The following is a 20,479-nucleotide window of genomic DNA, read 5'->3' as shown; positions in this document are numbered from 1 at the left end:
TAGGCCCTCGAGCTGCGCCCCGCACCCTAATATGACCGGCAATCCGACACTCGATCGGGGGTGCGAGGACCTCCCCTCCACTTGTGGCCCTCGCACCCCCGTCACCATCGAGCGAGCGTGCGCACGTTCACTGCGTTGTGCCCGCGCGTAGCGTGCCGATGTGGTCGCGCCGCCGCTCGAAAGGCTAATCAGCGTCTCGGTCGAGGCGGAACCGGTTTTGCGCAGACAGTTTTGCGAAAAGGGTTGCGAGAGTTACCGGTCCGACCGGGCTTGCAGTTGCAGCTCGCCCGGCTGGACGCCGAACCTCCGGACGAACGATTCCCGGAACCCGCTCACGGAGTTGTAGCCGCACAGCGCTGCGACACCGACCACGACTTCGGTGTTGTCCGGGTCGGACAGCATGTCGAATGCGCGCAGCAACCGGGTCTCCCGCAGCTCTGCGCCGGGCGACCGCCCGAGGGCCTTCTTCATGGCCGTCTCCAGGTGCCGTTTGGAGCATCCGAGGCTTTCGGCCAGCGTCTCGACCGTCATCATCGGGTCGGAGTGGTACAGCCGGATGCGGCGGCGGGCCTGCGCCGCCAGTCGGGCGTACCCGTCCAGTTCCGGAGCCCGGCGGACGTCGAGCGTTCCCGCGACGAGATCGACCATCGATCGGCCGATGGCGACGAATTCCGCCCCGCTCAGTGCGTGCCGGTCCACCGCCAGGTTGTCGGCCATGCCCCGGACGGTTCTCAGGATGGCGTTGTGCGGACGCAATCCCAACCGCCCCCGGGGATCACCGGCCGGCGGCAGAACGTAGGAGGGGATGTTGAAGATGTAGCCGCGAAAACCGTCGCCATGGGACATGACCATGGCCTGGCCCCACCGGAGGACACCCATCCGGCCCGGCCCGACGCACACCTCGTGGCCGGACTGGCAGAGCCTGATCTGCCCGTCCAGCGGAATGACGAGCCTGGCGCTGTCGTCGCAGTCCGACTTCGCGGCCTCGTCGCTACGGTCGTAAACGATGGCGGTGGAGGCGAATTCGACGAGCTGGAGTTGGCCGGGGTCATTGTCCCTCCCGGACAGCGCCCGCTGCGTCCAGGTATGGCCCGAGAAGTCTTGCGGGGAGCCGATTTCGGCATCGGCGGTGCCCTGGTTGCCGCCGACGTGGGCCCGCCACATATCGATGCGGTCGACCGCGGGCAGATCGTCGCCGAGGGCGACCTCGAAAACCTCGTACCCCATCCCGGAATTCGAACCGTTCACCACCGCGCCCCCTCGTCGGTCGCTTGTCAGCGTTGCGGTGATAGTACGGACCCCCGACGGGGCGCGCGAGCGCCCCATCGGGGGCTGCAGGTGACGGCGTGCCTACGCCGCCGCGCCCCTGCGCAGCACGGCCGAATCGTCATGGGCGACACCGGAATCGCCCCATCCGGTGAAGTCCCTGTACCACTGGATGTAATCCTCGGAGAAGACCGCACCCGACAGCTCGGGGATACCGAAGGCCGCAACCATCGTCGGCAGATGATCGAGCAGGATGTTGCGGTGAATCCGCAACTCCTCCGCGACTCGCGGCATATCCGAGTGATGGAGGAACCACGCCCCTTGCGCGTGGATCCGTTCCAGCGCATAGGCGGTCGCGGCGGACTCCACGAGCCGACGCGCCGTCGGATCCGTGGTGGCGACCGCTTCCGCGTACAGCGCTGTGGCGGCGAGTCGTTCGCCGGTCGCTCGAGCCATCTCCACGGCTGCCGATTCGGGGCCCAACGCGCTACTCGCCGGATCGTAGGTACTTCGGAGCAGCCCGGCCGCGATTCTGCGTTCGCGATGTATCAGCATATTGATGTACCACGGCAGTTGCGGGGGCGTATTCGGTAACTGCAGCGCCTCGATGATGCCGGGACGTTCACCGGCTTTTACCTGGAGGATTCGGTTCTCACCCTCTGCGGTGATGATCGCTTTGAGGTTGCCGATCCAATCGGCGATCAGGTTGCTGCGCAGCGCCCCCTGCGCACCGGCTCGTTGTTCACAGCTCGTCAGCACCTGCAGCGCCGTGTAGCTGAGGAGCGGCTTGGCGATCATCGACCACAGCGCGTGGTTGTGATCGTCGGCGTCCGGTGCGGTGCGCATGTCCCGGATCCTTCTCCCCAGAACACTGGTGGCGTAGGCCTTGGCGACTCCGGACACCAGATCCAGCTGGACGCCGTCGCGGTCGGCCATCAGTTCGCCGTTGCCGGGCCGGCGCTGCTGGGAGTAGTTCACCAGTCCCGCCAGCGCCGCCCTCGCCGAGGCCGCCGCGGCGTTGGCGAGGTCCAGGCGTCCGTCACCGAGTACCCCGATCGCACGGTGGAACCGCCGGCGCAGCGGCAGATCGCATTCGAAGCGCCCGTCCGGAGTCATCCGCGCCCAGTCACCGCCGAGCAGCGCATCGCGCGGGACCCAGACCCTGGTGAACCGATAGAGTCCGTGGTCCATCGGCGCCGAACTCTTGTCCGGCAGGGGCGCGGCATCGACTCCCGCGGCGAGACCGGCGGAGGTACGCAGCTTCCGCAGCGTCCGGGATTTCGGAGCGAATGCCGTCAGCAGACTCAGCAGAATCCGCGTGCGTAACTTCGGCCGATTACGCAATTTCAAGAGGAATGGAAGCACTCCCTGGTCGGCGCCGTCGACAAGCAGGCGTGCGGTGACAATCGCGGTTTTCGGGACGGCCCCGTCGGCCGCATTCGGCATGAATTTCCACGCCTCCGCGGTCGGATTGGTCAGCCAGAATCCGTCGGTGGTGGCGTCCCATTCCGCCACGGTTCGATGGTCGGCACCATTGGTGCCGCCGAGTTCGGTGAGTACCAGGAGGCCGATGGCCTTTCCTGTCTCCAGTTCGGCCAGGCAGTCCTGCTGATAGCGCGATCCGTTGCCGAGTTTGATGATTCCGCCCGTAGAAAGGGAGAAGTGCCCGGTCAGTATGAGCAGCAGGCGTGGTGCGGCCACCTGGGACCAGTCGCACAATGCACCTCGGACCTGGTGGTCGGCGGCGATCTCGCTGGCCGTGAGGCCCAGCCGCGACATCGCATAGGGGAGCAGTTCGGGTGCTACCCGGGTTTCCTCTGAGTAGGTGCGCCCGGAGCGTGGAGCATCGTCGAGATCGGCGACAATGTCGCGTACCCGGCGATGCAGCGTCCAATGTTCACCGAAGATGGTCTCCCGCAATGCCGCGACTGTGGATGGTGTCACGATATCGAGCGGCGGTTCGGCAGGAGAGTCGTCGACCGGATTGGGGCGGGGCAGATCTGTTGTTGTCATGGTGCATCCACTCTGATACGACCGCGCCCCGGTTCAAATCATGGTGGTGCGAACCACGACGCGGATTGTTCAGCCACCTGGGCGACGTGGTTGGTCGCACCAGGAGCTTTGTGATCAAACATTCAACGTCATCTCATGCATTCTCCCATTCTCAACGATGGCATTCTCAGTCGAGGTGCTGCGGAGCGGTGGGCGGAAATGTGATCGGCAGGGATTCGAGTCCGCGGGCGAACGGGCCGGGCCGCCACTGCAATTCGCCGAGGGGTACTGCGAGCTCGATCTCCGGCACGATGTCGAGAAGCCAGTTGATCGCGTCCTCCACGATCAGGGTGGAGGCCGTCTGGGCATGGTGGGGGCACTCGTGCGGACCGATCCCCCACGCGAGGTGCCAGCCGTCGCTGTAGTGATCGCCGTTGTTGACGTCCGGGCTGCTGCTGCAGGCCACCATGCTCGTGATCACCGGCTCGTCGGCGGGCAGCCATACGTTGTCGACGAGGATCGGCTGCCGCGGGTACGTGATGCAGTAGTTCGCCAGCGGCGGGTCGGTGGCGAGGATCTGCTTCAGCGCGGCCTCGGTGGTCAGCGAAACACCCTCGAGCCCGTCGAGACCTCGGAACTTCGGCTCGGCCAGGATCAGCAGCAGGGTGCTGCCGGTGAGATCGACCGGAATCTGCGTCCCCGCCGACAGACAGGTCACCAGCTGATGGATCATCTCGGTGTCGTCGAGGCCGGCCGGGTGTTGCACCAGCCGGGTGGTGATGTCGTCGGCGGGTTCGGCCCGCTTGAGCGCCGTCAGGTCGAGCAGCGCGGCATCCAGCTGCGCGTTCGTCGCCGCCGTGTCCTGCCCCTCGAACAGATCGCTACTGGCCTTGGCGATTCGGGCCATGATCTCCGGCGGAGAACCGACCATCCGGTTCAGCACCGTGAAGATCAGCGGCTCGATGTAGTTCTTGATCAGATCGAGCGGTTGTTCCGCGGTGGCTCCCGCTCCGCAGAACGCGTTGATGAGCGGATGCGCCTCCAGCTTCACTATTTCACGGAGCCTGAGCTGGTTGACACCGGCGAGGGCGTCCTTGGTCGCTTCCCGGTAGCGCTTGTGTTCCGGGCTGTTTCCGTTGCTGCGCAGCGCGTTCGGACGCCACTCCACCATCGGCAGGAAGTCCAGCCGGCCGGAGTAGGTCGCCCGGAGATTCTTCTCCCAGCGGCGGGGATCGGCCGGAAAGTGTTCGGGATCGTGCAGGATCCGGACCGCCGTATCGAGTCTGGTCACCAGGGTCGCGGGCACACCTTCCGCCATCCAGACCGGTACCAGTGGCCCGAGATTGTTCGCCAGTATGTAGTCGTAGACGGCGTGGGGGTCGTTCGCGAACTCTCTGGTATACATCGGAATCCGGTCTTCGACAGCCCCAATGTCAATCACCGAGTTTCCGTATTCTCGGCGAAATTGTGTGTGCTGCAGCGAATTCACGTGAAGGCACTCCTTGAATGGCCTGATGGACGACGATGACAAGGCCGAAGCACGGCACAACCGGGCTCACGCACGCGGCGGACAGCTGCGCGAGGGGCGGTGCGGCCCGCGGCTACGGGGATAACGGAAACCATCCGGAACGAGCGGAGACCCATCGCCGGCGACACGATCTGCATGACATCGGCACCGATCCTCGGATCCGGGGCGACGATCGTGACATGGTCGGGAACTCCCTTCTCGTCAAGCCCGGTGATCGGCGTGATCGCCGACTTCCTGCGTATCGGACCGCCCGCCCGGTACGTCAAAGACGTTCAATCGCAGTACGTCTCGGCGCGATCAAACTGTCTCATTGTACCCACCGGCATCATCGATCGCAGCCCGAAGCAACCGACTGGCCACCTACGAACTTCGGCCCCCGGCCCGACACGACGACGGCGACGACCCGCCGCAGCGCACTCGGAGACCTCGTGCGCGACCAGGCACATACGCCACCGGACGGCCTCCCCGCAACCCTGAAGTCGGAGCGAAATCCACGGTCATCAAGGTCATGCAGACCATGGCAAGCCGCCTTGCAATCGACATACTGCCATCGCCCGATTGCGATGTCGTGCAGCGCTTGTGACGAGGAGGCGAACATCGTGCGCGACCCGTCCGGGTGGTTGATCGGCCCGCTCGACGGACCGCGACAACAGACGAACCGCCCGGTATTGGAGACGGGTTGCGGCAGGTTAGCGGCGTCGCTGCGCTCGATCCGCCTCCTCTCCTCCGCCGCTCCCTGCTGCTCGCGAAACCGAACCACGTCGCCCACGCGAATTTCGATACGTCGAAGGTGGAGGCTGCCGAGCAGAGATCACACGAAGAGCGAATTCGGGCTTGCTGGTTACCGGGCGGTGAGGTCCGAGGGCCGTGGCACGTCCCGGACCCCACCCGATCAGCGGTGCTATCGACCGCGAGTCAATGGAATCCTTACGATCCACCCGACGAAATTGTGCCTCGGAAACTTCCGGCTGGGAGCGGTTTTGCTGTTACGAGCTGATGAAAATCCGATATCTTCCGATCTGCTCGCTATCGCGCCGTTACTTTCGCGGGCCTCCGCCTCACGAACTCGCCTCGGCCAGAGCCGTTTCCAGCCGTGCGAGCGCGGCCCGGATGCGGGATTTCACCGTCGACACCTGCACCCCGAGGTGCGCGGCCACCTGCGGATAGGTGAACCCGACGTAGTAGGCCAGCACCAGCGATTCTCGCTGCAGCGGCGTCAGGGTGGTGAGACCGCTTCGCACGCAACGTAGTTCGTGCCTGCGTAGCGCCTCCTCGACCACCGCGTCGATCGGCGGGCGGTAGTCGCTGGCGCCCCAGGCGTGATTGTGATCGGAGCTGGCGCGTTCGTGGCGCACCCGATCCACCGCCTGCCGGTGCGCGAGCGTGCGCAGCCACGTCGCCGCCGAGCCGCGCTGTTCGTCGAATCCGGCGGCGCTGCGCCACACCTGGATATAGACGTCCTGGCAGGTCTCCTCCGCATACCCCGGGTCGCGAACCACCGCGAGCACGCGCCGGAAGACCATCGGCCGGGTGCGGCGATACAGCTGGTCGAAGGCCTCGCGGTCGCCGGTGCCGACCCGGCGCACCAGTTCGGCGTCCGGATCGGGAACGTCCGACCGGCGGCGGTACGGAGCCGAGCCCGGAGTGCGGGTGGCGTAGGACCACCGGGCGGGACGGACAGGTACGAGTACGGACACGATTGCCCCCACGCATGAGACGGGTATCGGAACCAGCCGTCGAGTTCAGGGACGCATTCCGGTGTGAGATCCCGTCCGGGGGCAGGGGATTCGGGAACCCGGGCCAAGTCTACCGGCCTGCGGAAGGCCCGGCCGTCGATTGTGCACCGGAGAATTGTCGGCTTTCACAATCGCAGCCCGAGCTCTACGATGGCGCGCGCCACCTCGTGCACGCTGACGCGGTGCCGCCGCGCATGCGTGCGGATCACCTCGTAGGCGGCGTCGGGGGCGATGCGGCGCGCCCCGGCGATCACGCCCTTGGCCTGCTCCACCACGATCCGCGAGGCCAGTGCGTGCTGGAGCTGGTCGGTCAGGCGCTGCTGGCGGCGCAGCCGGTCGGTCGTCAGCACATGCCCGGCGGCCAGGCCCGCCAGCAACGTCCCGACCGACAGGTCTTCGGCGGTCCATTCGCGGAATGTGAACGAGTACAACCCCAGTGCGCCCAGCCGAGCCGTACCGAGCTGCAGCGGAATCTCCACCATCGCCGACATACCGTGCTGCACAGCGGCGCTCGTATACTCCGGCCATCGGCTCCGGTACCGGCGCACATCCGATACCGCGACCGGATCGCCGTCCCGCATCGCCTCCACGCCCGGACCCCGATCGCAATCCTGCTGCACCACTTCGACTTCCGACAGACCGTTCGGAATCGCCCCGGCCACCTCGCAGCGACCGCCCGCCATCAGCGTCACGGCGGCGCCCGCCAGGTCCAGCACATCGGTCGCGGTGGCCATCAGCTCCAGTAGCGCACCCGAGCGATCCGGCGTATCGGGTAGCACCACCACCAGCCGAGCCAGCGCCGATACCAGCGACTCACCGTCGGACATCCCTGCATCACCCCCGCGGCACGGACGCCGGTGGCGCCGCGCCAGGTCGGTCGTTGTGCGTCGGCCGGACCAATCGATGGTACGACCGCTCCGGTAGGCGAATTACCCAGTTTCCGTGGATAATTCATGCACTTGCGGCGTCAACGGCTGTCGACATCGACCGCACCGGGGTGTAACCATGGAAACCGAGGCTCCGCCGCGCCGATTGCACGGCGGCCGATGAGCCTCGTCTAGCTCGACTCCCTACATCGGGGTTGTGGTCGGCCGGTGCGGGGAGATGGCCGCTGCGTCCAGCCCGGGGAGGCGCCATGGGGTCGGCACTCGACGATGACCATCGACTGCTCGCCACCCTGCTGGCCGCGGTCGATCTGCTCGCCGGCGATTTCGACGTGATCGAGCTGTCCCAGCAGCTCGTCGACCGCTGCCCCGCGGTCACCGGCGGCGCCGACGCGGGCCTGTTCCTCGCCGACCACCGGCGCGACCTGCACCTGCTGGCCTCCACCAGCGAGGAGCCGCAACTACTGGAACTGCTGGAGGTGGAGGCGCTCGACGGACCGGGCCGTCACACCTTCCGCACCGGCCTGGCCACCACCGTGCCAGACCTGCGCGACACCAACCACCGATTCCCCGAATTCTGTCAGCGCGCAGTGGATTTCGGGTATCGATCGGCGTTCGCGCTGCCCCTGCGCTGCCGTGACCGCAGCGTCGGAGCGCTGACCATCCTCGCCGACGATCCGGCCGCGCTGGACACCGCCGGGCTGCGCGCCGGGCAGGCGCTCGCCGACGTGGCCGGGATCGGCATCGTCCAGCACACCGTCTACGCCCAGTTGCAGCCCGTCCCGACGCGCCTGCCCGCCGCGCTGCACGCCCGCATCGTCATCGAGCAGGCGAAAGGGGTGCTGGCCGAGCGCGGCGACATCGCGATGGCGGAGGCGTTCCAGCGGCTGCGCACCTATGCGCACAAGACCGGCCGGCGGCTGGCCGACCTGGCCGGGGCCGTGGTCGACGGCTCCGCCGACACCGACGAGATCCTGGCCTGAGGCCCCCGGTCACACACCGTCGAAACGAATCCGGCGCGCCACCACGGCCTCCGCCACCTCCGCCAGCGACAGCGCGTGCCCGAACGCGTAGGCGCGCAGGCGGGCGTAGGCATCGGGTACGCCGATCCCCAACTGCGCCACCACCATTCCGGCCGCCTGATGGATGGCGCGGCTCGCCAGCGGTTGCTCCAGCCATTGCGCGGCGGCCGCGGCCTCGGCCGGGTCGCCCGCGGACCGCGCCAGCACCAGCTGCGTGGTGATCAGGTCGGCGATATGCAGGCCCGCCGACACCGTGCGCGCATCGAGGCGCCCCGGGGCATCGCGGTAGAGGTCGAGCGCGCCGAACCGAATTGCGCCCAGCCGCAACGGCATCGCGATCATCGCTCCCGAGGCGCGAGTGCGCGCCAGGGCCTCGGCGAATCCGGGCCACCGCTCACATCCGTCGGCCAGATCGGCCACCGGCACCGGCATCCCGGTCGCCACCGCCTCCACCGCCGGGCCCTCGCCGACGGTCGCCTGGACGGCCTCCACCCCGGCGGCCACCTCGTCGCTGGTGCACCACGGCTGTACGCCCGCGTGGTGTTCGTCGATCACGATCGCGGCCCGCTGCACCGGCAGCACGCCCACGCTCGCCGCGCAGGCCCCGGCTACTCCGCCGCCACGAGCTCGCGACGCGGCGAGGAATCGCTCGGTCAGGTATTCGAACCGTGGCACACCTGTCCCCTCACAACCACCCGCGCCGCCACGCGAGAGCGCCAGAATATCCGGCTTCGGTGATTGCGGCCACAATCCCGCCAAACCGTGAGATCCGCCATGACTGCCATCCGGAATCAATTCGCTCGCATCCGGAAACAATTCCCGGAACCGCCTGCGGGAGAACGCAACAGGCGAATCATCCAGCGCCGCTTGCCGGTCCTTTCCGGGGCGATCGAAGTTTGCCAGCGGATTGCCTCGCTTCTACCGTAAATCCGCACGCTTTCGAAATCTGGAGGATTCATGCCGATCATCGACCTCGGTTCCGCCGCGATCAACCTGGCCAACGTGGTGACCTCGATTGCCGCCAATGTCACCTACATCCTGCACGCCTGGGGCCTGGCCTAGTTTCTCGTCCGCACTGCCTGCACCGCTGTGCCGTTTCTCCTTCCTGTCCTATCCTGGATTCGGGCCACAGGCCCGGGAGGGGACATCGAAATGCCAAGTCTTGCAGTGCGTTTACATGACGTGATCGCTACCGCGCGGCGCTGCGACACCGCCGAGGAGGCCGGCGACCTGGCCGCCCGGCTCGATCGCCTGGTGCGCGAGTTCCGGGTCGGCGCGCACACCGGCGAGGACCGCGTCCGGCTGACGCGGCTGTGCGCCGATGCGGGCACCGCCGTCCGGGAGGCCCTGTCGCGCACCCGCTCCGACGGCGCTCACCGCCCGACCGCGCAGCCGAGCCCGCCGGATCCCGATCACCACGAGCCCGCCACCAGTTGGGAGCGCCTCTACGGCCTGCCCCCGCAGCGGGCCCGGTACCGCTCCCGCGACTGGGAGTTCTACCGCCGCACGCTGTAGTACCAACCCGTCGTTCCGGCGCGTCCTCGACGTGCCGGAACGAACGGCCGCGTGCTCAGCCGTGCAGGTATTGCACGAGGTGCTCGCGCTCGGTCTGCAGTTCGGAGATCGCGCTCTTCACCACGTCGCCGATGCTGACGATGCCGACCATGCGGCCGCCGCGCAGCACCGGGAGGTGCCGGATGCGGTGATCGGTCATGGTCGTCCGCAGGCTTTCCACCCGGTCGTCGGGTGTGCAGGTGTGCACCACGGCCGTCATGATCGCGGCGACCGGCTGATCGAGCAGGCCGGCGCCCGAGAAGTGCAGATTCCGGACGACGTCGCGCTCGGACACGATGCCGTCCAGGCCGACGCCGTCCGACGACACCACCACCGCACCGACATTGCGCTCGGCCAGCACCCGCAGTAGCTCGCGCACCGGTACCTCAGGCGCGATCGTGACCACCTCGGCGCCCTTCTTGCGCAAGATCTCGGAGATTCGCATAAATATCCACCGCCCGTCCTAGCCCTCGGATGGTTACCAGGATCCCGCGTTTCGTCCGTCGTGACCAGCAAAGATTCCGCCCGGGACGATCAACTTCACGGTGAAGTCCCCCGGCGCGACCCACCGCAGTCGCCGAACCTGCCACGACGGCGTACCCCGCCGACGTAGCATGCGGAACGTGGCCGATGCGAACCGTCCCGCCGTGGTGCGGGTTCTCGTGTATTCGAGCGATTCCGACACCCGCCGCCAGGTGATGCTGGCGCTGGGCAAGCACCCCCGCCCCGATCTGCCGCCGTTCGAGTATCTCGAGGTGGCCACCGCGCCGGTCGTCGTCGAACAGTTGGATGCGGGCGGCGTCGACCTGGCCATCCTCGACGGCGAGGCCGCGCCCACGGGCGGCCTGGGCGTGGCCAAGCAACTCAAGGACGAGCTCGAGACCTGCCCGCCGATCCTGGTCCTGACCGGCCGCGCCGACGACGCCTGGCTGGCCAACTGGTCGCGCGCCGAGGCCTCGGTCCCGCACCCGATCGACCCCTTCCAACTCACCGACGCGGTAGCAGGCCTACTCCGCAACCGCCCCGCCGCCTGATTCCGGCCGAAAGCACGCCGGAAATGAAATAGAGGGGCACACGGTCATCCCGCGTGCCACCTCCCTCATTCCCGGCGTGCCACCTCCCTCATTCCCGGCGTGCCACCTCCCTCATTCCCGGCGTGCCACCTCCCTCATTCCCGGCGTGCCACCTCCCTCATTCCCGGCGTGCTTTTTTCGCCGGGATCACTTCACCTCGGGCAGGCTTGCACTGCGTGGGGCACTCCCGGCGAGGGCAGCCACCGCGGCCGCCACGACGAGTACCGCGCCCAGCCACAACGCCGCCGTGAACCCGAGGCCGTCGACTGCCCGGCCGCCCAGGAGCGCGCCCAGGGCGATCGCCGCGTTGAACACGGCCACCAGCATCGCCGACGCCGCCTCCCGGGCGCCCGGCGCGGCGGCCAGCGTCCAGGTCTGGGTGCTCACCGAGACGCCGCCGTAGGACACGCCCCACAGCACGAGCAGCAGCACCGCCGCGATCAGCGAACTCCCGGCGAGGGCCAGCAGGGCGACCGAGGCCGCCAGACCGGCGCAGATCACCAGCACGGCGCGCCGGGGTGCACGTGATGCGATCATGCCGAGGGTGAAAGTGCCTGCCACACCGGCGATCCCGTACCCGAGCAGCAGGGCGCTGACGGTGCTCGCGCTCGCCCCCGACTGCTCCTCGAGCACCGGCCGGATATACGTGTAGGCCGCGAAGTGCCCGCCGACGAGCAAGGCCACCACGATCATCGCCGTCCGGAGCGCGGGATTCGACAGCAGCCGAGGCAGTTCCGCGACCGACACTCCGCGCTCGGGCGGCAGCGCGGGCAGAATCGCGGCCAGTGCCACGGCGACCGAAACCGCCAGCACCGCCGCCGCCGCGAATGCGGACCGCCACCCGGCCACCGAGCCCAGATACGTTCCGGCCGGGACGCCCAGCACGGAGGCGATGGCGATACCGCTGAAGATCACCGACGTGGCCGGGCCCACCGCGCGCGGCGGCACCAGTCGCACCGCCAGGCTGCCGGAGATCGCCCAGACTCCGCCCATCCCGGCCCCGACCAGCACCCGCCCGAGCACCAGCACCGCGAAGTTGGGCGCGACCGCGCACAGCAGATTGCCCACCGCCACCACGAGCATCAGGGCGGGCAGCAGCCGCCGCCGGTCGACGCGGCCCAGCACCGACATCAGCAACGGCGCGGTGACCGCCAGCAGCCCGGTGATCGCCAGCGCCAGGCCGGTCAGCCCCTCCGAGATCCGTAGCGCACCGGCCATCGGCGTGAGCAGTCCGACCGGCAACATTTCCGAGGTCACCGCCGTGAAGGTGCCGAGCGCCAGCACGCCCACGGCGAGCCGCCCGCGGGGCGGAAGCCGGTGCGGCGGTGCGGATTCGACACCGATTGTCCCGAGTTCTGTCATGAGTCCAGCCAACCGCCGGTCACCACCGGGAACAACGGCGAAGGTCTCATCCTTCTATGAGTGGGACTAATCGTCGAACGGGAAGGCGTGGCGAGGCGGCATGGATCTGCGTGAACTGGAGGCCTTCCTCGCCGTGGCGGAGGAACTGCACTTCGGCCGCGCCGGGGCCCGGCTCTATGTCTCCCAGAGCCGGGTCTCGCAGTTGCTGCGCTCGCTGGAGCGCCGCATCGGCGGCCGCCTGGTCGAGCGCACCAGCCGGCGCGTCCAGCTGACGCCGCTGGGGCAGCAGCTGTTTCCCGAGCTGCGCACCGCCTATGACGGTCTGCGCGCCGCCCTCGATGCCGCCTGCGCGAGCGCCCGCGGCGTCCGGGGCGTGCTGCGCATCGGATTTCAGGGCAGTGCGGACGAGCGCAGTCTCGCCGCCGTCACCGCCTTCCGCGAGCGACATCCCGACTGCACGGTGGAGCTGGTGGAGATTCCCTTCGCCGATCCGTTCGGCCCGGTGCGCCGCCAGGAGGTCGACGCCGCGCTGGTGCTGCTGCCGGTCGCCGAGGACGACCTCGTTCTCGGGCCGGTCTTTCCCGGCCGTCGGCAGGTGCTCGTGCTGCCCGCCGGGCACCGCCTCGCCGCCCGAGAATCCGTGACCGTCGGCGATCTCGCGGAGTACCCGCTCATCGGAATCGCCGACAGCGCACCGGATTATTGGCGTGCGGTGCACGCGCCGCGGCACACCCCGGACGGGCGCGCGATCCCGGCCGGGCCCGCCGTGTGCACCACGCAGGAGGCGATCGCCGCGGTCGCGGGCGGGCGCGGCGCGCTGCTGCTGTGCGATACCACCGCCGAATATCACCGCCGCCCGGACGTCAGTTTCGTTCCCGTGCACGGCATCGCGGAATCGCGGGTGGGCCTGATCCGCCACCGCGACCGCGACGGCGAGCGAGTCCAGGCATTCGCCCACACCCTCGGCGAGGTCATCGGAGCACCGGCACCCGCCCTGCGCGCCGTCATGTGACAGAACCCCCGATTGCGTTGATTCGGTCATAAGTGACAGTTCCGAATTCGATCAAACACAGCCCGCAATCGGCATGCATTCAGAAAGATCGGTTGTAGGCTGTGCCCTAGCTCACACGAGTGCGGGCGATGATATGAGCCCTGTCCGTCCGGATCTCCCCCATCGCCCGCGCCCTCACTGAGCACGCCCAGGGGCGCGACTGGCCCGGCAGACGACGATGTCAGCCCGCCTCGGCAACTGCCGGTTGGTCCGCGTCGCCCGCGGGGCGGCCGGCACGGTGGTGGCGACGTGCGCAGCCCGGCACGCCGCCGATAAGGGAGAGGGGTTGTGCTGTTGTGAATACCGAGGTGCCGACACTCGTGCTCGGCGCGGTCGCGGCCGCGTTCGCGCTCGTTTCGCTGGCGCTGGCGGCCCTCATCGGCCCGAAGCGCTACAACCGGGCCAAACTCGAGGCGTACGAATGCGGCATCGAGCCGACCCCGCACGCGATCGGCGGCGGTCCGGGAAACTCTGCGGGACAGCGCTTTCCGGTGAAGTACTACCTCACCGCGATGCTGTTCATCATCTTCGACATCGAGATCGTGTTCCTCTACCCGTGGGCGGTGCACTTCGACGCCCTCGGTGTGTTCGGTCTCGCCGCGATGGCGCTGTTCATCTTCAACGTCTCGGTCGCCTACGCCTACGAGTGGCGGCGCGGCGGACTGAGCTGGGACTGATCCCGGCGTTCGCCGGGACGACGGCAACGACCCGGCGAAGCCGGGAAAGCACGGAAGTGAGTCTGTCCGAATTATGGGTCTCGAGGAGAAGCTGCCCAGCGGATTCCTGCTGAGCACGGTCGAGCAGTTCGCCGGTTACATGCGCAAGGGCTCGCTGTGGCCCGCGACGTTCGGACTGGCCTGCTGCGCGATCGAGATGATGGCTACCGGCGGCGGGCGCTTCGACAGCGCCCGCTTCGGCATGGAGGTATTCCGCGCCTCGCCGCGACAGGCCGATCTGATGATCGTGGCCGGACGCGTGAGCCAGAAGATGGCCCCGGTGCTGCGCCAGGTCTACGACCAGATGACAGAGCCGAAATGGGTGCTGGCCATGGGCGTCTGCGCCTCGTCCGGCGGCATGTTCAACAACTACGCCGTGGTGCAGGGCGTGGATCACGTTGTGCCCGTGGACATCTACCTGCCCGGCTGCCCGCCGCGGCCCGAGATGCTGCTGCACGCGATCCTGAAACTGCACGAGAAGATCCAGGAGATGCCCCTCGGGGTGAACCGCGAGGAGGCCGCGCGCGCCGCCGAGGAGGCCGCCCTCGCCGTCACCCCCACCATCCAGATGACGGGACTGCTGCGATGACGGGAGGCATGCCATGACATTCGACTCTCCGGGCCGAGACACCGAGCCCGATGCCGCACCGGACGCCGAAATCCCCGGCGACACCGGCCACGACGAGGCCCAACTGGCCGAGGAGGACCAGCGCGCCCGCCCGGGCGACGAGGCCGTCGGCGTGCGCCGGGGCATGTTCGGCGTCCGCGGCACGGGCGACACCTCCGGCTACGGCCGCCTGGTACGCACGGTCAGCCTGCCCGGCGGCACCGAGCCCCCGTACGGCGGCTACTTCGACGAACTGGTGGCCGCGCTGGCAGAGGCGTTGCCCGGCAACGCCTTCACCGAGGCGGTCGAGCGGATCGTGGTGTTCCGCGGCGAGCTCACCCTGCACGTGCGGCGCGAGCATCTCCCCCGGGTCGCCCAGGCGCTGCGTGACGAGCCCGCACTGCGCTTCGAACTGTGCCTGGGCGTGAGCGGCGTGCACTACCCCGACGACAGCGGGCGGGAACTGCACGCGGTCTACCCCCTGCTGTCGATCACCCACAATCGCCGTGTGCGCCTGGAGGTTTCGGCGCCCGACGCCGACCCGCACATCCCCTCGCTGTATTCCGTGTACCCGACCACGGACTGGCACGAGCGCGAGACATACGACTTCTTCGGCATCCTGTTCGACGGACATCCGTCGCTGACCCGGATCACGATGCCGGACGACTGGCGCGGGCACCCCCAGCGCAAGGACTACCCGCTCGGCGGGATCCCGGTCGAATACAAGGGCGCGCGCATCCCGCCGCCCGACCAGCGGAGGGCGTACAGCTGATGAACGACATCGATACGCGGCGCGATACCAACGCACCGGAGAACCCCCCACCGGAAAGCCGTGCGGCACAGGAACCTTCGCCGCCGGAACACGTGGTGACGGTCGCGGGCCAGGACTGGGACGACGTGCGCGAGGCGCTCGGCGGAGCCGCCGAGGAACGCATCGTCGTCAATATGGGCCCCCAGCACCCGTCGACCCACGGCGTGCTGCGCCTGATCCTCGAGATCGAGGGCGAGACGGTCACCGAGGCCCGATGCGGAATCGGCTACCTGCACACCGGAATCGAGAAGAATCTCGAGTTCCGCAACTGGGTGCAGGGCACCACCTTCGTCACCCGGATGGACTACCTCTCGCCGTTCTACAACGAGACCGCCTACTGCCTGGGCGTGGAGGCGCTGCTCGGCATCACCGACGATATTCCCGAGCGCGCCAGCGTGATCCGGGTGCTGCTGATGGAGCTCAACCGCATCTCCTCGCATCTGGTCGCGCTCGCCACCGGCGGTATGGAACTCGGCGCGCTGACACCGATGCTGTTCGGCTTCCGCGAGCGGGAACTGATTCTCAACGTCTTCGAGGCCATCACCGGCCTGCGGATGAACCACGCCTACATCCGGCCCGGTGGCGTCGCCCAGGACCTGCCCGAGGACGGCGTCACCCGTGTCCGGGAACTGCTGGACCTGCTGCCGAAGCGGCTGCGCGATATGGAGTTGCTGCTCAACGAGAACCCGATCTGGAAGGCCCGCACGCGCGGCGTCGGCTATCTCGACCTGGCCGGATGCATGGCGCTGGGAATTACCGGCCCGGTGCTCCGCTCCACCGGCCTGCCGCACGATCTGCGCAAGTCCCAGCCCTACTGCGGGTACGAGAATTACGAGTTCGACGTCATGACCGACACCGGATGCGACTGCTACGGCCGCTATCTCATCCGCGTCAACGAGATGAAGGAATCGGTCAAGATCGTCGAACAGTGCCTGGACAAGCTGCGCCCCGGCCCGGTGATGGTGGACGACAAGAAGATCGCCTGGCCCGCGGACCTGCAGCTGGGCCCCGACGGGCTGGGTAACTCCCCCAAGCACATCGGCAAGATCATGGGCACCTCGATGGAGGCGCTGATCCACCACTTCAAGCTCGTCACCGAGGGCATGCGGGTCCCCGCGGGCCAGGTGTACACGGCGGTGGAATCCCCACGCGGCGAACTCGGCGTGCACATGGTCAGCGACGGTGGCACGCGGCCCTACCGGGTGCACTACCGCGATCCCTCGTTCACGAATCTGCAGGCGGTGGCGGCGATGTGCGAGGGCGGCATGGTCGCCGACGTCATCGCCGCCGTGGCCAGCATCGACCCGGTGATGGGTGGTGTCGATCGATGACCGAAGTACTGCTCAAGCTGTCCGTGCGGCCGATTCCGTATCCCAAGGAGGTGCACGACCGGCTCGAGGTGGAGGCCAAGCAGATCATCGACTGCTATCCGCAGTCGCGGTCGGCGCTGCTCCCGCTGCTGCATCTGGTGCAGAGCGTGGAGGGTTACGTCTCGGGCACCGGGATCGAATTCTGCGCCGAGCAGCTGGGATTGACCGATGCCGAGGTGACCGCGGTCGCCACCTTCTACTCGATGTACCGGCGCACCCCCACCGGCGACTACCACGTCGGCGTGTGCACCAACACCCTGTGCGCCGTCATGGGCGGCGATCAGATCTTCTCGGAACTGAAGCAGCACTTGGGAATCGGCCACGGCGAGACCACCCCCGACGGCAGCATCACGCTCGAGCACGTGGAGTGCAACGCGGCCTGCGACTACGCGCCGGTGGTGATGGTCAACTGGGAGTTCTTCGACAACCAGACGCCGGAGTCGGCCCGCGCCATGGTCGACGCGCTGCGCAACGGCGAACAGGTCACCGGCAGCCGCAGCGGGGCGGCGCTGTGCACCTTCCGCGAGACGGCCCGCTTCCTCGCCGGATTCCCGGACGAGCGGCCGGGCGCCAACGACGGCGAGCCGGGCGCCGCCACCCTGGCCGGGTTGCACATCGCGCGCGGAACCGCACCGGAACAGCCTCCGCAGCAGCCGAATTCGGAAAGCGGAGGTGGCGCGTGACCCTGGCACCCGTACTCACCCGGTACTGGGACGAACCCAAGTCCTGGACGCTGGACACCTACCAGCGTTACGACGGCTACCGCGCCCTGCCCAAGGCGTTGCGGATGCATCCCGACGAGGTGATCGCCACCGTCAAGGACGCCGGGCTGCGCGGCCGCGGCGGCGCGGGCTTCCCGACCGGCATGAAATGGGGCTTCATCCCCCAGGGGCCGGGCCCCGACGGCAACACCAAACCGCACTACCTGGTCGTGAACGCCGACGAGTCGGAACCGGGTACCTGCAAGGACATTCCGCTCATGCTGGCCACCCCGCACGTGCTCGTCGAGGGTGTCATCATCGCGGCCTACGCCATCCGCGCCTCGCACGCCTTCATCTACGTGCGCGGCGAGGTCATGCCCGTGCTGCGGCGGCTGCGCGCCGCGGTCCAGGAGGCCTACGACGCGGGCTATCTCGGGCACGACATCATGGGCTCCGGATACGACCTGGAACTCATCGTGCACGCCGGCGCCGGCGCCTACATCTGCGGCGAGGAGACCGCGCTGCTGGATTCGCTGGAGGGCCGCCGCGGCCAGCCCCGGCTGCGCCCGCCGTTCCCGGCCGTCGCGGGCCTCTACGCCTGCCCGACGGTGGTCAACAACGTGGAATCCATTGCCAGCGTGCCGCCGATCCTGCTCAACGGCATCGAGTGGTTCCGGTCCATGGGCAGCGAGAAGTCGCCCGGATTCACGCTGTATTCCCTGTCGGGGCATGTGGCGCGGCCGGGACAGTACGAGGCTCCGCTGGGCATCACGCTGCGCGAGCTGCTGGCCCACGCGGGCGGCGTGCGCGCCGGGCACACGCTGAAGTTCTGGACGCCGGGCGGCTCCTCGACACCGCTGCTCACCGACGAGCATCTCGATGTGCCGCTCGACTACGAGAACGTGGTCGCGGCCGGATCCATGCTGGGCACCAAGGCACTACAGATCTTCGACGACACCACCTGCGTGGTGCGGGCCGTGCTGCGCTGGACCGAGTTCTACGCCCACGAATCCTGCGGCAAGTGCACGCCCTGCCGGGAGGGCACCTACTGGCTGGTCCAACTGCTGCAGCGGCTCGAGGAGGGCCGCGGCACCGAGGCCGATCTGGACAAGCTGCTCGATATCGCCGACAACATCAACGGCAAGTCCTTCTGCGCCCTCGGCGACGGCGCGGCCAGCCCGATCGTGTCGTCGCTGCAGTACTTCCGCGAGGAATACCTGACGCATCTGCGGCTCGGCGCGTGCCCGTTCGACCCCGCCCGCAGCACCGCATGGGCGGATACCGCAGGAGGAGTCCGATGACCAGGACAGTGAGCTCCAACGACAGCGGCGTGGTGCCCCAGGATCTGGTGAGCGTCACCATCGACGGCACCACCGTCAGCGTGCCCGCCGGAACTCTGGTGATCCGCGCCGCCGAACTCGTCGGGATCCAGATTCCGCGATTCTGCGATCACCCGCTGCTCGATCCCGTCGGCGCCTGCCGCCAGTGCATCGTCGAGGTGGAGGGGCAGCGCAAGCCCGTGGCCTCGTGCACGATGGCCGTCACCGACGGCATGGTCGTGCACACCCAGCTCAGCTCCCCCGTCGCCGAGAAGGCGCAGGAGGGGGTCATGGAGCTGCTGCTGATCAATCACCCGCTGGACTGCCCGGTGTGCGACAAGGGCGGCGAATGCCCGCTGCAGAACCAGGCCATGTCCAGCGGCCGCGCGGAATCCCGCTTCGACGGCGTCAAACGCACCTACCCCAAACCGATTCCGCTGTCCTCGGCGGTGCTGCTGGACCGGGAGCGCTGCGTGCTGTGCGCGCGCTGCACCCGCTTCTCGCAGCAGATCGCGGGCGATCCGTTCATCGAACTCATGGACCGGGGCGCGCTGGAGCAGGTGGGCGTCGCCGACGGCGAATCCTTCGACTCCTATTTCTCCGGCAACACCGTGCAGATCTGCCCGGTCGGCGCGCTCACCGGCACCGCCTATCGCTTCCGTGCCCGCCCGTTCGACCTGGTGTCGAGCCCGGCGGTCTGCGAACACTGCGCCTCCGGCTGCGCACAGCGCACCGACCACCGCCGTGGAAAGGTGCTGCGCCGCCTGGCCGGTGACGATCCGCAGGTGAACGAGGAGTGGAACTGCGACAAGGGCCGGTGGGCGTTCACCTACGCCACCGAGCGCGACCGTTTGACGACACCGCTGGTGCGCTGCTGGGACGGCACCCTCGCCCCCGCCTCCTGGTCCGAGGCGCTGGCCCGGGCGGCCGAGGGGCTGGCGGCCGCGCACGGCAATGCCGGAGTTCTGGTCGGCGGCCGCGCGACGGTCGAGGATGCCTACGCCTATTCGAAGTTCGCCCGAGTCGCCCTGGGCACCAACGACATCGACTTCCGCGCCCGCGCGCATTCGGCCGAGGAGGCCGGGTTCCTCGCCGCCCGCGTCGCCGGTCAGGGCAGCGCCGTGGACTACGCGGCCCTGGACGCGGCACCGGTGGTGCTGCTCGCCGGATTCGAACCCGAGGAAGAGTCGCCCATCGTCTACCTGCGGCTGCGCAAGGCGGCCCGCAAGAGCGGCCTGGCGGTCTACTCCCTGGCCCCGTACGCGACACGCGGGCTGGAACGGATGTCGGGGACGCTGCTGCCGACCGCGCCCGGACTCGAATCACATGTCCTCGACGCCATGTCCACCGCCGGTGAAACATCCGGCGCCGCAGGACAATTCGACGATCTGGCGCGACTGCTGCGGCAACCCGGCGCGATCGTCCTGGTCGGTGAGCGGCTGGCGCTGGCGCCCGGCGCGCTGTCGGCCGCGGTGCGCTTGGCCGAT

The 20,479-nt window shown here is 68.4% G+C and carries 20 protein-coding genes; 11 read left to right on the top strand and 9 right to left on the bottom strand.

The genetic code is table 11. The features are described from left to right. Positions 1-252: 252 nt before the first annotated feature. From NM1_RS22905 to NM1_RS22885, 6 genes are all read right to left on the bottom strand, one after another. Positions 253-1,227 carry an AraC family transcriptional regulator gene (locus NM1_RS22905; RefSeq protein WP_068023296.1) on the bottom strand — a complete coding sequence of 325 codons (975 nt, stop codon included), beginning with the start codon at positions 1,225-1,227 and terminating at the stop codon, positions 253-255. Positions 1,228-1,350: 123 nt separating this feature from the next. After that, positions 1,351-3,279 (bottom strand): acyl-CoA dehydrogenase family protein, encoded by a 1,929-nt coding sequence (locus tag NM1_RS22900; protein ID WP_084519931.1) that lies wholly within the window; start codon positions 3,277-3,279, stop codon positions 1,351-1,353. 166 nt (positions 3,280-3,445) lie between these two features. After that, a complete protein-coding gene (locus NM1_RS22895; RefSeq protein WP_246011320.1) occupies positions 3,446-4,663 on the bottom strand; it encodes a cytochrome P450 family protein in 1,218 nt (405 codons plus the stop codon). Positions 4,664-5,111: 448 nt separating this feature from the next. Continuing rightward, positions 5,112-5,555, bottom strand: coding sequence for a hypothetical protein (locus tag NM1_RS43080; protein ID WP_147288981.1), 444 nt, complete (start codon positions 5,553-5,555; stop codon positions 5,112-5,114). 289 nt (positions 5,556-5,844) lie between these two features. After that, positions 5,845-6,483, bottom strand: coding sequence for a sigma-70 family RNA polymerase sigma factor (locus tag NM1_RS22890; RefSeq protein WP_084519930.1), 639 nt, complete (start codon positions 6,481-6,483; stop codon positions 5,845-5,847). A 164-nt stretch (positions 6,484-6,647) separates the two neighbouring features. Next, entirely contained in the window at positions 6,648-7,349 is a 702-nt protein-coding gene (locus tag NM1_RS22885) for a GAF and ANTAR domain-containing protein (RefSeq protein WP_068023290.1), read from the bottom strand. A gap of 308 nt (positions 7,350-7,657) precedes the next feature. On the opposite strand from NM1_RS22885, the gene NM1_RS22880 reads away from it, so the two are divergent. Next, positions 7,658-8,389, top strand: coding sequence for a GAF and ANTAR domain-containing protein (locus tag NM1_RS22880; RefSeq protein WP_068023287.1), 732 nt, complete (start codon positions 7,658-7,660; stop codon positions 8,387-8,389). A 9-nt stretch (positions 8,390-8,398) separates the two neighbouring features. Here the strand turns inward: NM1_RS22880 and NM1_RS22875 are convergent, their stop codons facing one another. Next, complete coding sequence (locus NM1_RS22875) at positions 8,399-9,103, bottom strand: GAF and ANTAR domain-containing protein (protein WP_157123987.1); 705 nt, start codon at positions 9,101-9,103, stop codon at positions 8,399-8,401. A 477-nt stretch (positions 9,104-9,580) separates the two neighbouring features. Between NM1_RS22875 and NM1_RS22870 the strand changes: the two genes are divergently transcribed. Beyond that, complete coding sequence (locus tag NM1_RS22870) at positions 9,581-9,943, top strand: hypothetical protein (protein ID WP_147288979.1); 363 nt, start codon at positions 9,581-9,583, stop codon at positions 9,941-9,943. Between the two features lie 55 nt (positions 9,944-9,998). Here the strand turns inward: NM1_RS22870 and NM1_RS22865 are convergent, their stop codons facing one another. Further along, positions 9,999-10,427 carry a CBS domain-containing protein gene (locus NM1_RS22865; RefSeq protein WP_068023281.1) on the bottom strand — a complete coding sequence of 143 codons (429 nt, stop codon included), beginning with the start codon at positions 10,425-10,427 and terminating at the stop codon, positions 9,999-10,001. A gap of 169 nt (positions 10,428-10,596) precedes the next feature. Here NM1_RS22865 and NM1_RS22860 point away from each other — a divergent pair, with 169 nt between their 5' ends. Next, positions 10,597-11,016: an Rv3143 family two-component system response regulator gene (locus tag NM1_RS22860; RefSeq protein ID WP_068023278.1), complete on the top strand. Its 420-nt coding sequence runs from the start codon at positions 10,597-10,599 to the stop codon at positions 11,014-11,016. A gap of 186 nt (positions 11,017-11,202) precedes the next feature. On the opposite strand, the gene NM1_RS22855 is transcribed toward NM1_RS22860, so the two are convergent. After that, positions 11,203-12,417 (bottom strand): MFS transporter, encoded by a 1,215-nt coding sequence (locus tag NM1_RS22855; protein ID WP_084519927.1) that lies wholly within the window; start codon positions 12,415-12,417, stop codon positions 11,203-11,205. 100 nt (positions 12,418-12,517) lie between these two features. Between NM1_RS22855 and NM1_RS22850 the strand changes: the two genes are divergently transcribed. The 8 genes from NM1_RS22850 to NM1_RS22815 all read left to right on the top strand — a co-directional run. Then, entirely contained in the window at positions 12,518-13,429 is a 912-nt protein-coding gene (locus NM1_RS22850) for a LysR family transcriptional regulator (protein WP_068023275.1), read from the top strand. Positions 13,430-13,764: 335 nt separating this feature from the next. Beyond that, entirely contained in the window at positions 13,765-14,145 is a 381-nt protein-coding gene (locus NM1_RS22845; protein ID WP_068023272.1) for an NADH-quinone oxidoreductase subunit A, read from the top strand. A gap of 73 nt (positions 14,146-14,218) precedes the next feature. Further along, a complete protein-coding gene (locus NM1_RS22840; RefSeq protein WP_068023269.1) occupies positions 14,219-14,773 on the top strand; it encodes a NuoB/complex I 20 kDa subunit family protein in 555 nt (184 codons plus the stop codon). 13 nt (positions 14,774-14,786) lie between these two features. Then, entirely contained in the window at positions 14,787-15,563 is a 777-nt protein-coding gene (locus NM1_RS22835; protein WP_084519926.1) for an NADH-quinone oxidoreductase subunit C, read from the top strand. Continuing rightward, positions 15,563-16,933: an NADH dehydrogenase (quinone) subunit D gene (gene nuoD, locus NM1_RS22830; protein ID WP_084519925.1), complete on the top strand. Its 1,371-nt coding sequence runs from the start codon at positions 15,563-15,565 to the stop codon at positions 16,931-16,933. The genes NM1_RS22835 and nuoD overlap by 1 nt, the downstream gene beginning before the upstream one ends. Then, on the top strand, positions 16,930-17,655 hold the full coding sequence (nuoE, locus tag NM1_RS22825; RefSeq protein WP_068023266.1) for an NADH-quinone oxidoreductase subunit NuoE: 726 nt from the start codon (positions 16,930-16,932) through the stop codon (positions 17,653-17,655). The genes nuoD and nuoE overlap by 4 nt, the downstream gene beginning before the upstream one ends. Next, positions 17,652-18,974 carry an NADH-quinone oxidoreductase subunit NuoF gene (gene nuoF, locus NM1_RS22820; RefSeq protein WP_068023263.1) on the top strand — a complete coding sequence of 441 codons (1,323 nt, stop codon included), beginning with the start codon at positions 17,652-17,654 and terminating at the stop codon, positions 18,972-18,974. Before nuoE ends, nuoF begins: the two co-directional genes overlap by 4 nt. Next, the coding region (locus tag NM1_RS22815; RefSeq protein WP_157123985.1) for an NADH-quinone oxidoreductase subunit G at positions 18,971-20,479 on the top strand (1,509 nt) is incomplete at its 3' end. The genes nuoF and NM1_RS22815, both read left to right, overlap by 4 nt.

The sequence above is a fragment of the Nocardia mexicana NBRC 108244 genome (assembly GCF_001613165.1).
GTDB classification, from domain to species: Bacteria; Actinomycetota; Actinomycetes; order Mycobacteriales; family Mycobacteriaceae; genus Nocardia; species Nocardia mexicana.
Note: the sequence above shows the minus strand (reverse complement) of the source record. Positions and strands in the feature narration are given on the sequence as shown.

What these genes read in the sequence shown, in the direction of transcription:
- NM1_RS22905 (WP_068023296.1), bottom strand. Translation starts at nt 1,227, where the DNA reads ATGGGGTACGAGGTTTTCGAGGTCGCCCTCGGCGACGATCTGCCCGCG.
- NM1_RS22900 (WP_084519931.1), bottom strand. Translation starts at nt 3,279, where the DNA reads ATGACAACAACAGATCTGCCCCGCCCCAATCCGGTCGACGACTCTCCT.
- NM1_RS22895 (WP_246011320.1), bottom strand. Translation starts at nt 4,663, where the DNA reads ATGTATACCAGAGAGTTCGCGAACGACCCCCACGCCGTCTACGACTAC.
- NM1_RS22885 (WP_068023290.1), bottom strand. Translation starts at nt 7,349, where the DNA reads ATGTCCGACGGTGAGTCGCTGGTATCGGCGCTGGCTCGGCTGGTGGTG.
- NM1_RS22880 (WP_068023287.1), top strand. Translation starts at nt 7,658, where the DNA reads ATGGGGTCGGCACTCGACGATGACCATCGACTGCTCGCCACCCTGCTG.
- NM1_RS22870 (WP_147288979.1), top strand. Translation starts at nt 9,581, where the DNA reads ATGCCAAGTCTTGCAGTGCGTTTACATGACGTGATCGCTACCGCGCGG.
- NM1_RS22865 (WP_068023281.1), bottom strand. Translation starts at nt 10,427, where the DNA reads ATGCGAATCTCCGAGATCTTGCGCAAGAAGGGCGCCGAGGTGGTCACG.
- NM1_RS22860 (WP_068023278.1), top strand. Translation starts at nt 10,597, where the DNA reads ATGCGGAACGTGGCCGATGCGAACCGTCCCGCCGTGGTGCGGGTTCTC.
- NM1_RS22855 (WP_084519927.1), bottom strand. Translation starts at nt 12,417, where the DNA reads ATGACAGAACTCGGGACAATCGGTGTCGAATCCGCACCGCCGCACCGG.
- NM1_RS22850 (WP_068023275.1), top strand. Translation starts at nt 12,518, where the DNA reads ATGGATCTGCGTGAACTGGAGGCCTTCCTCGCCGTGGCGGAGGAACTG.
- NM1_RS22840 (WP_068023269.1), top strand. Translation starts at nt 14,219, where the DNA reads ATGGGTCTCGAGGAGAAGCTGCCCAGCGGATTCCTGCTGAGCACGGTC.
- NM1_RS22835 (WP_084519926.1), top strand. Translation starts at nt 14,787, where the DNA reads ATGACATTCGACTCTCCGGGCCGAGACACCGAGCCCGATGCCGCACCG.
- nuoD (WP_084519925.1), top strand. Translation starts at nt 15,563, where the DNA reads ATGAACGACATCGATACGCGGCGCGATACCAACGCACCGGAGAACCCC.
- nuoE (WP_068023266.1), top strand. Translation starts at nt 16,930, where the DNA reads ATGACCGAAGTACTGCTCAAGCTGTCCGTGCGGCCGATTCCGTATCCC.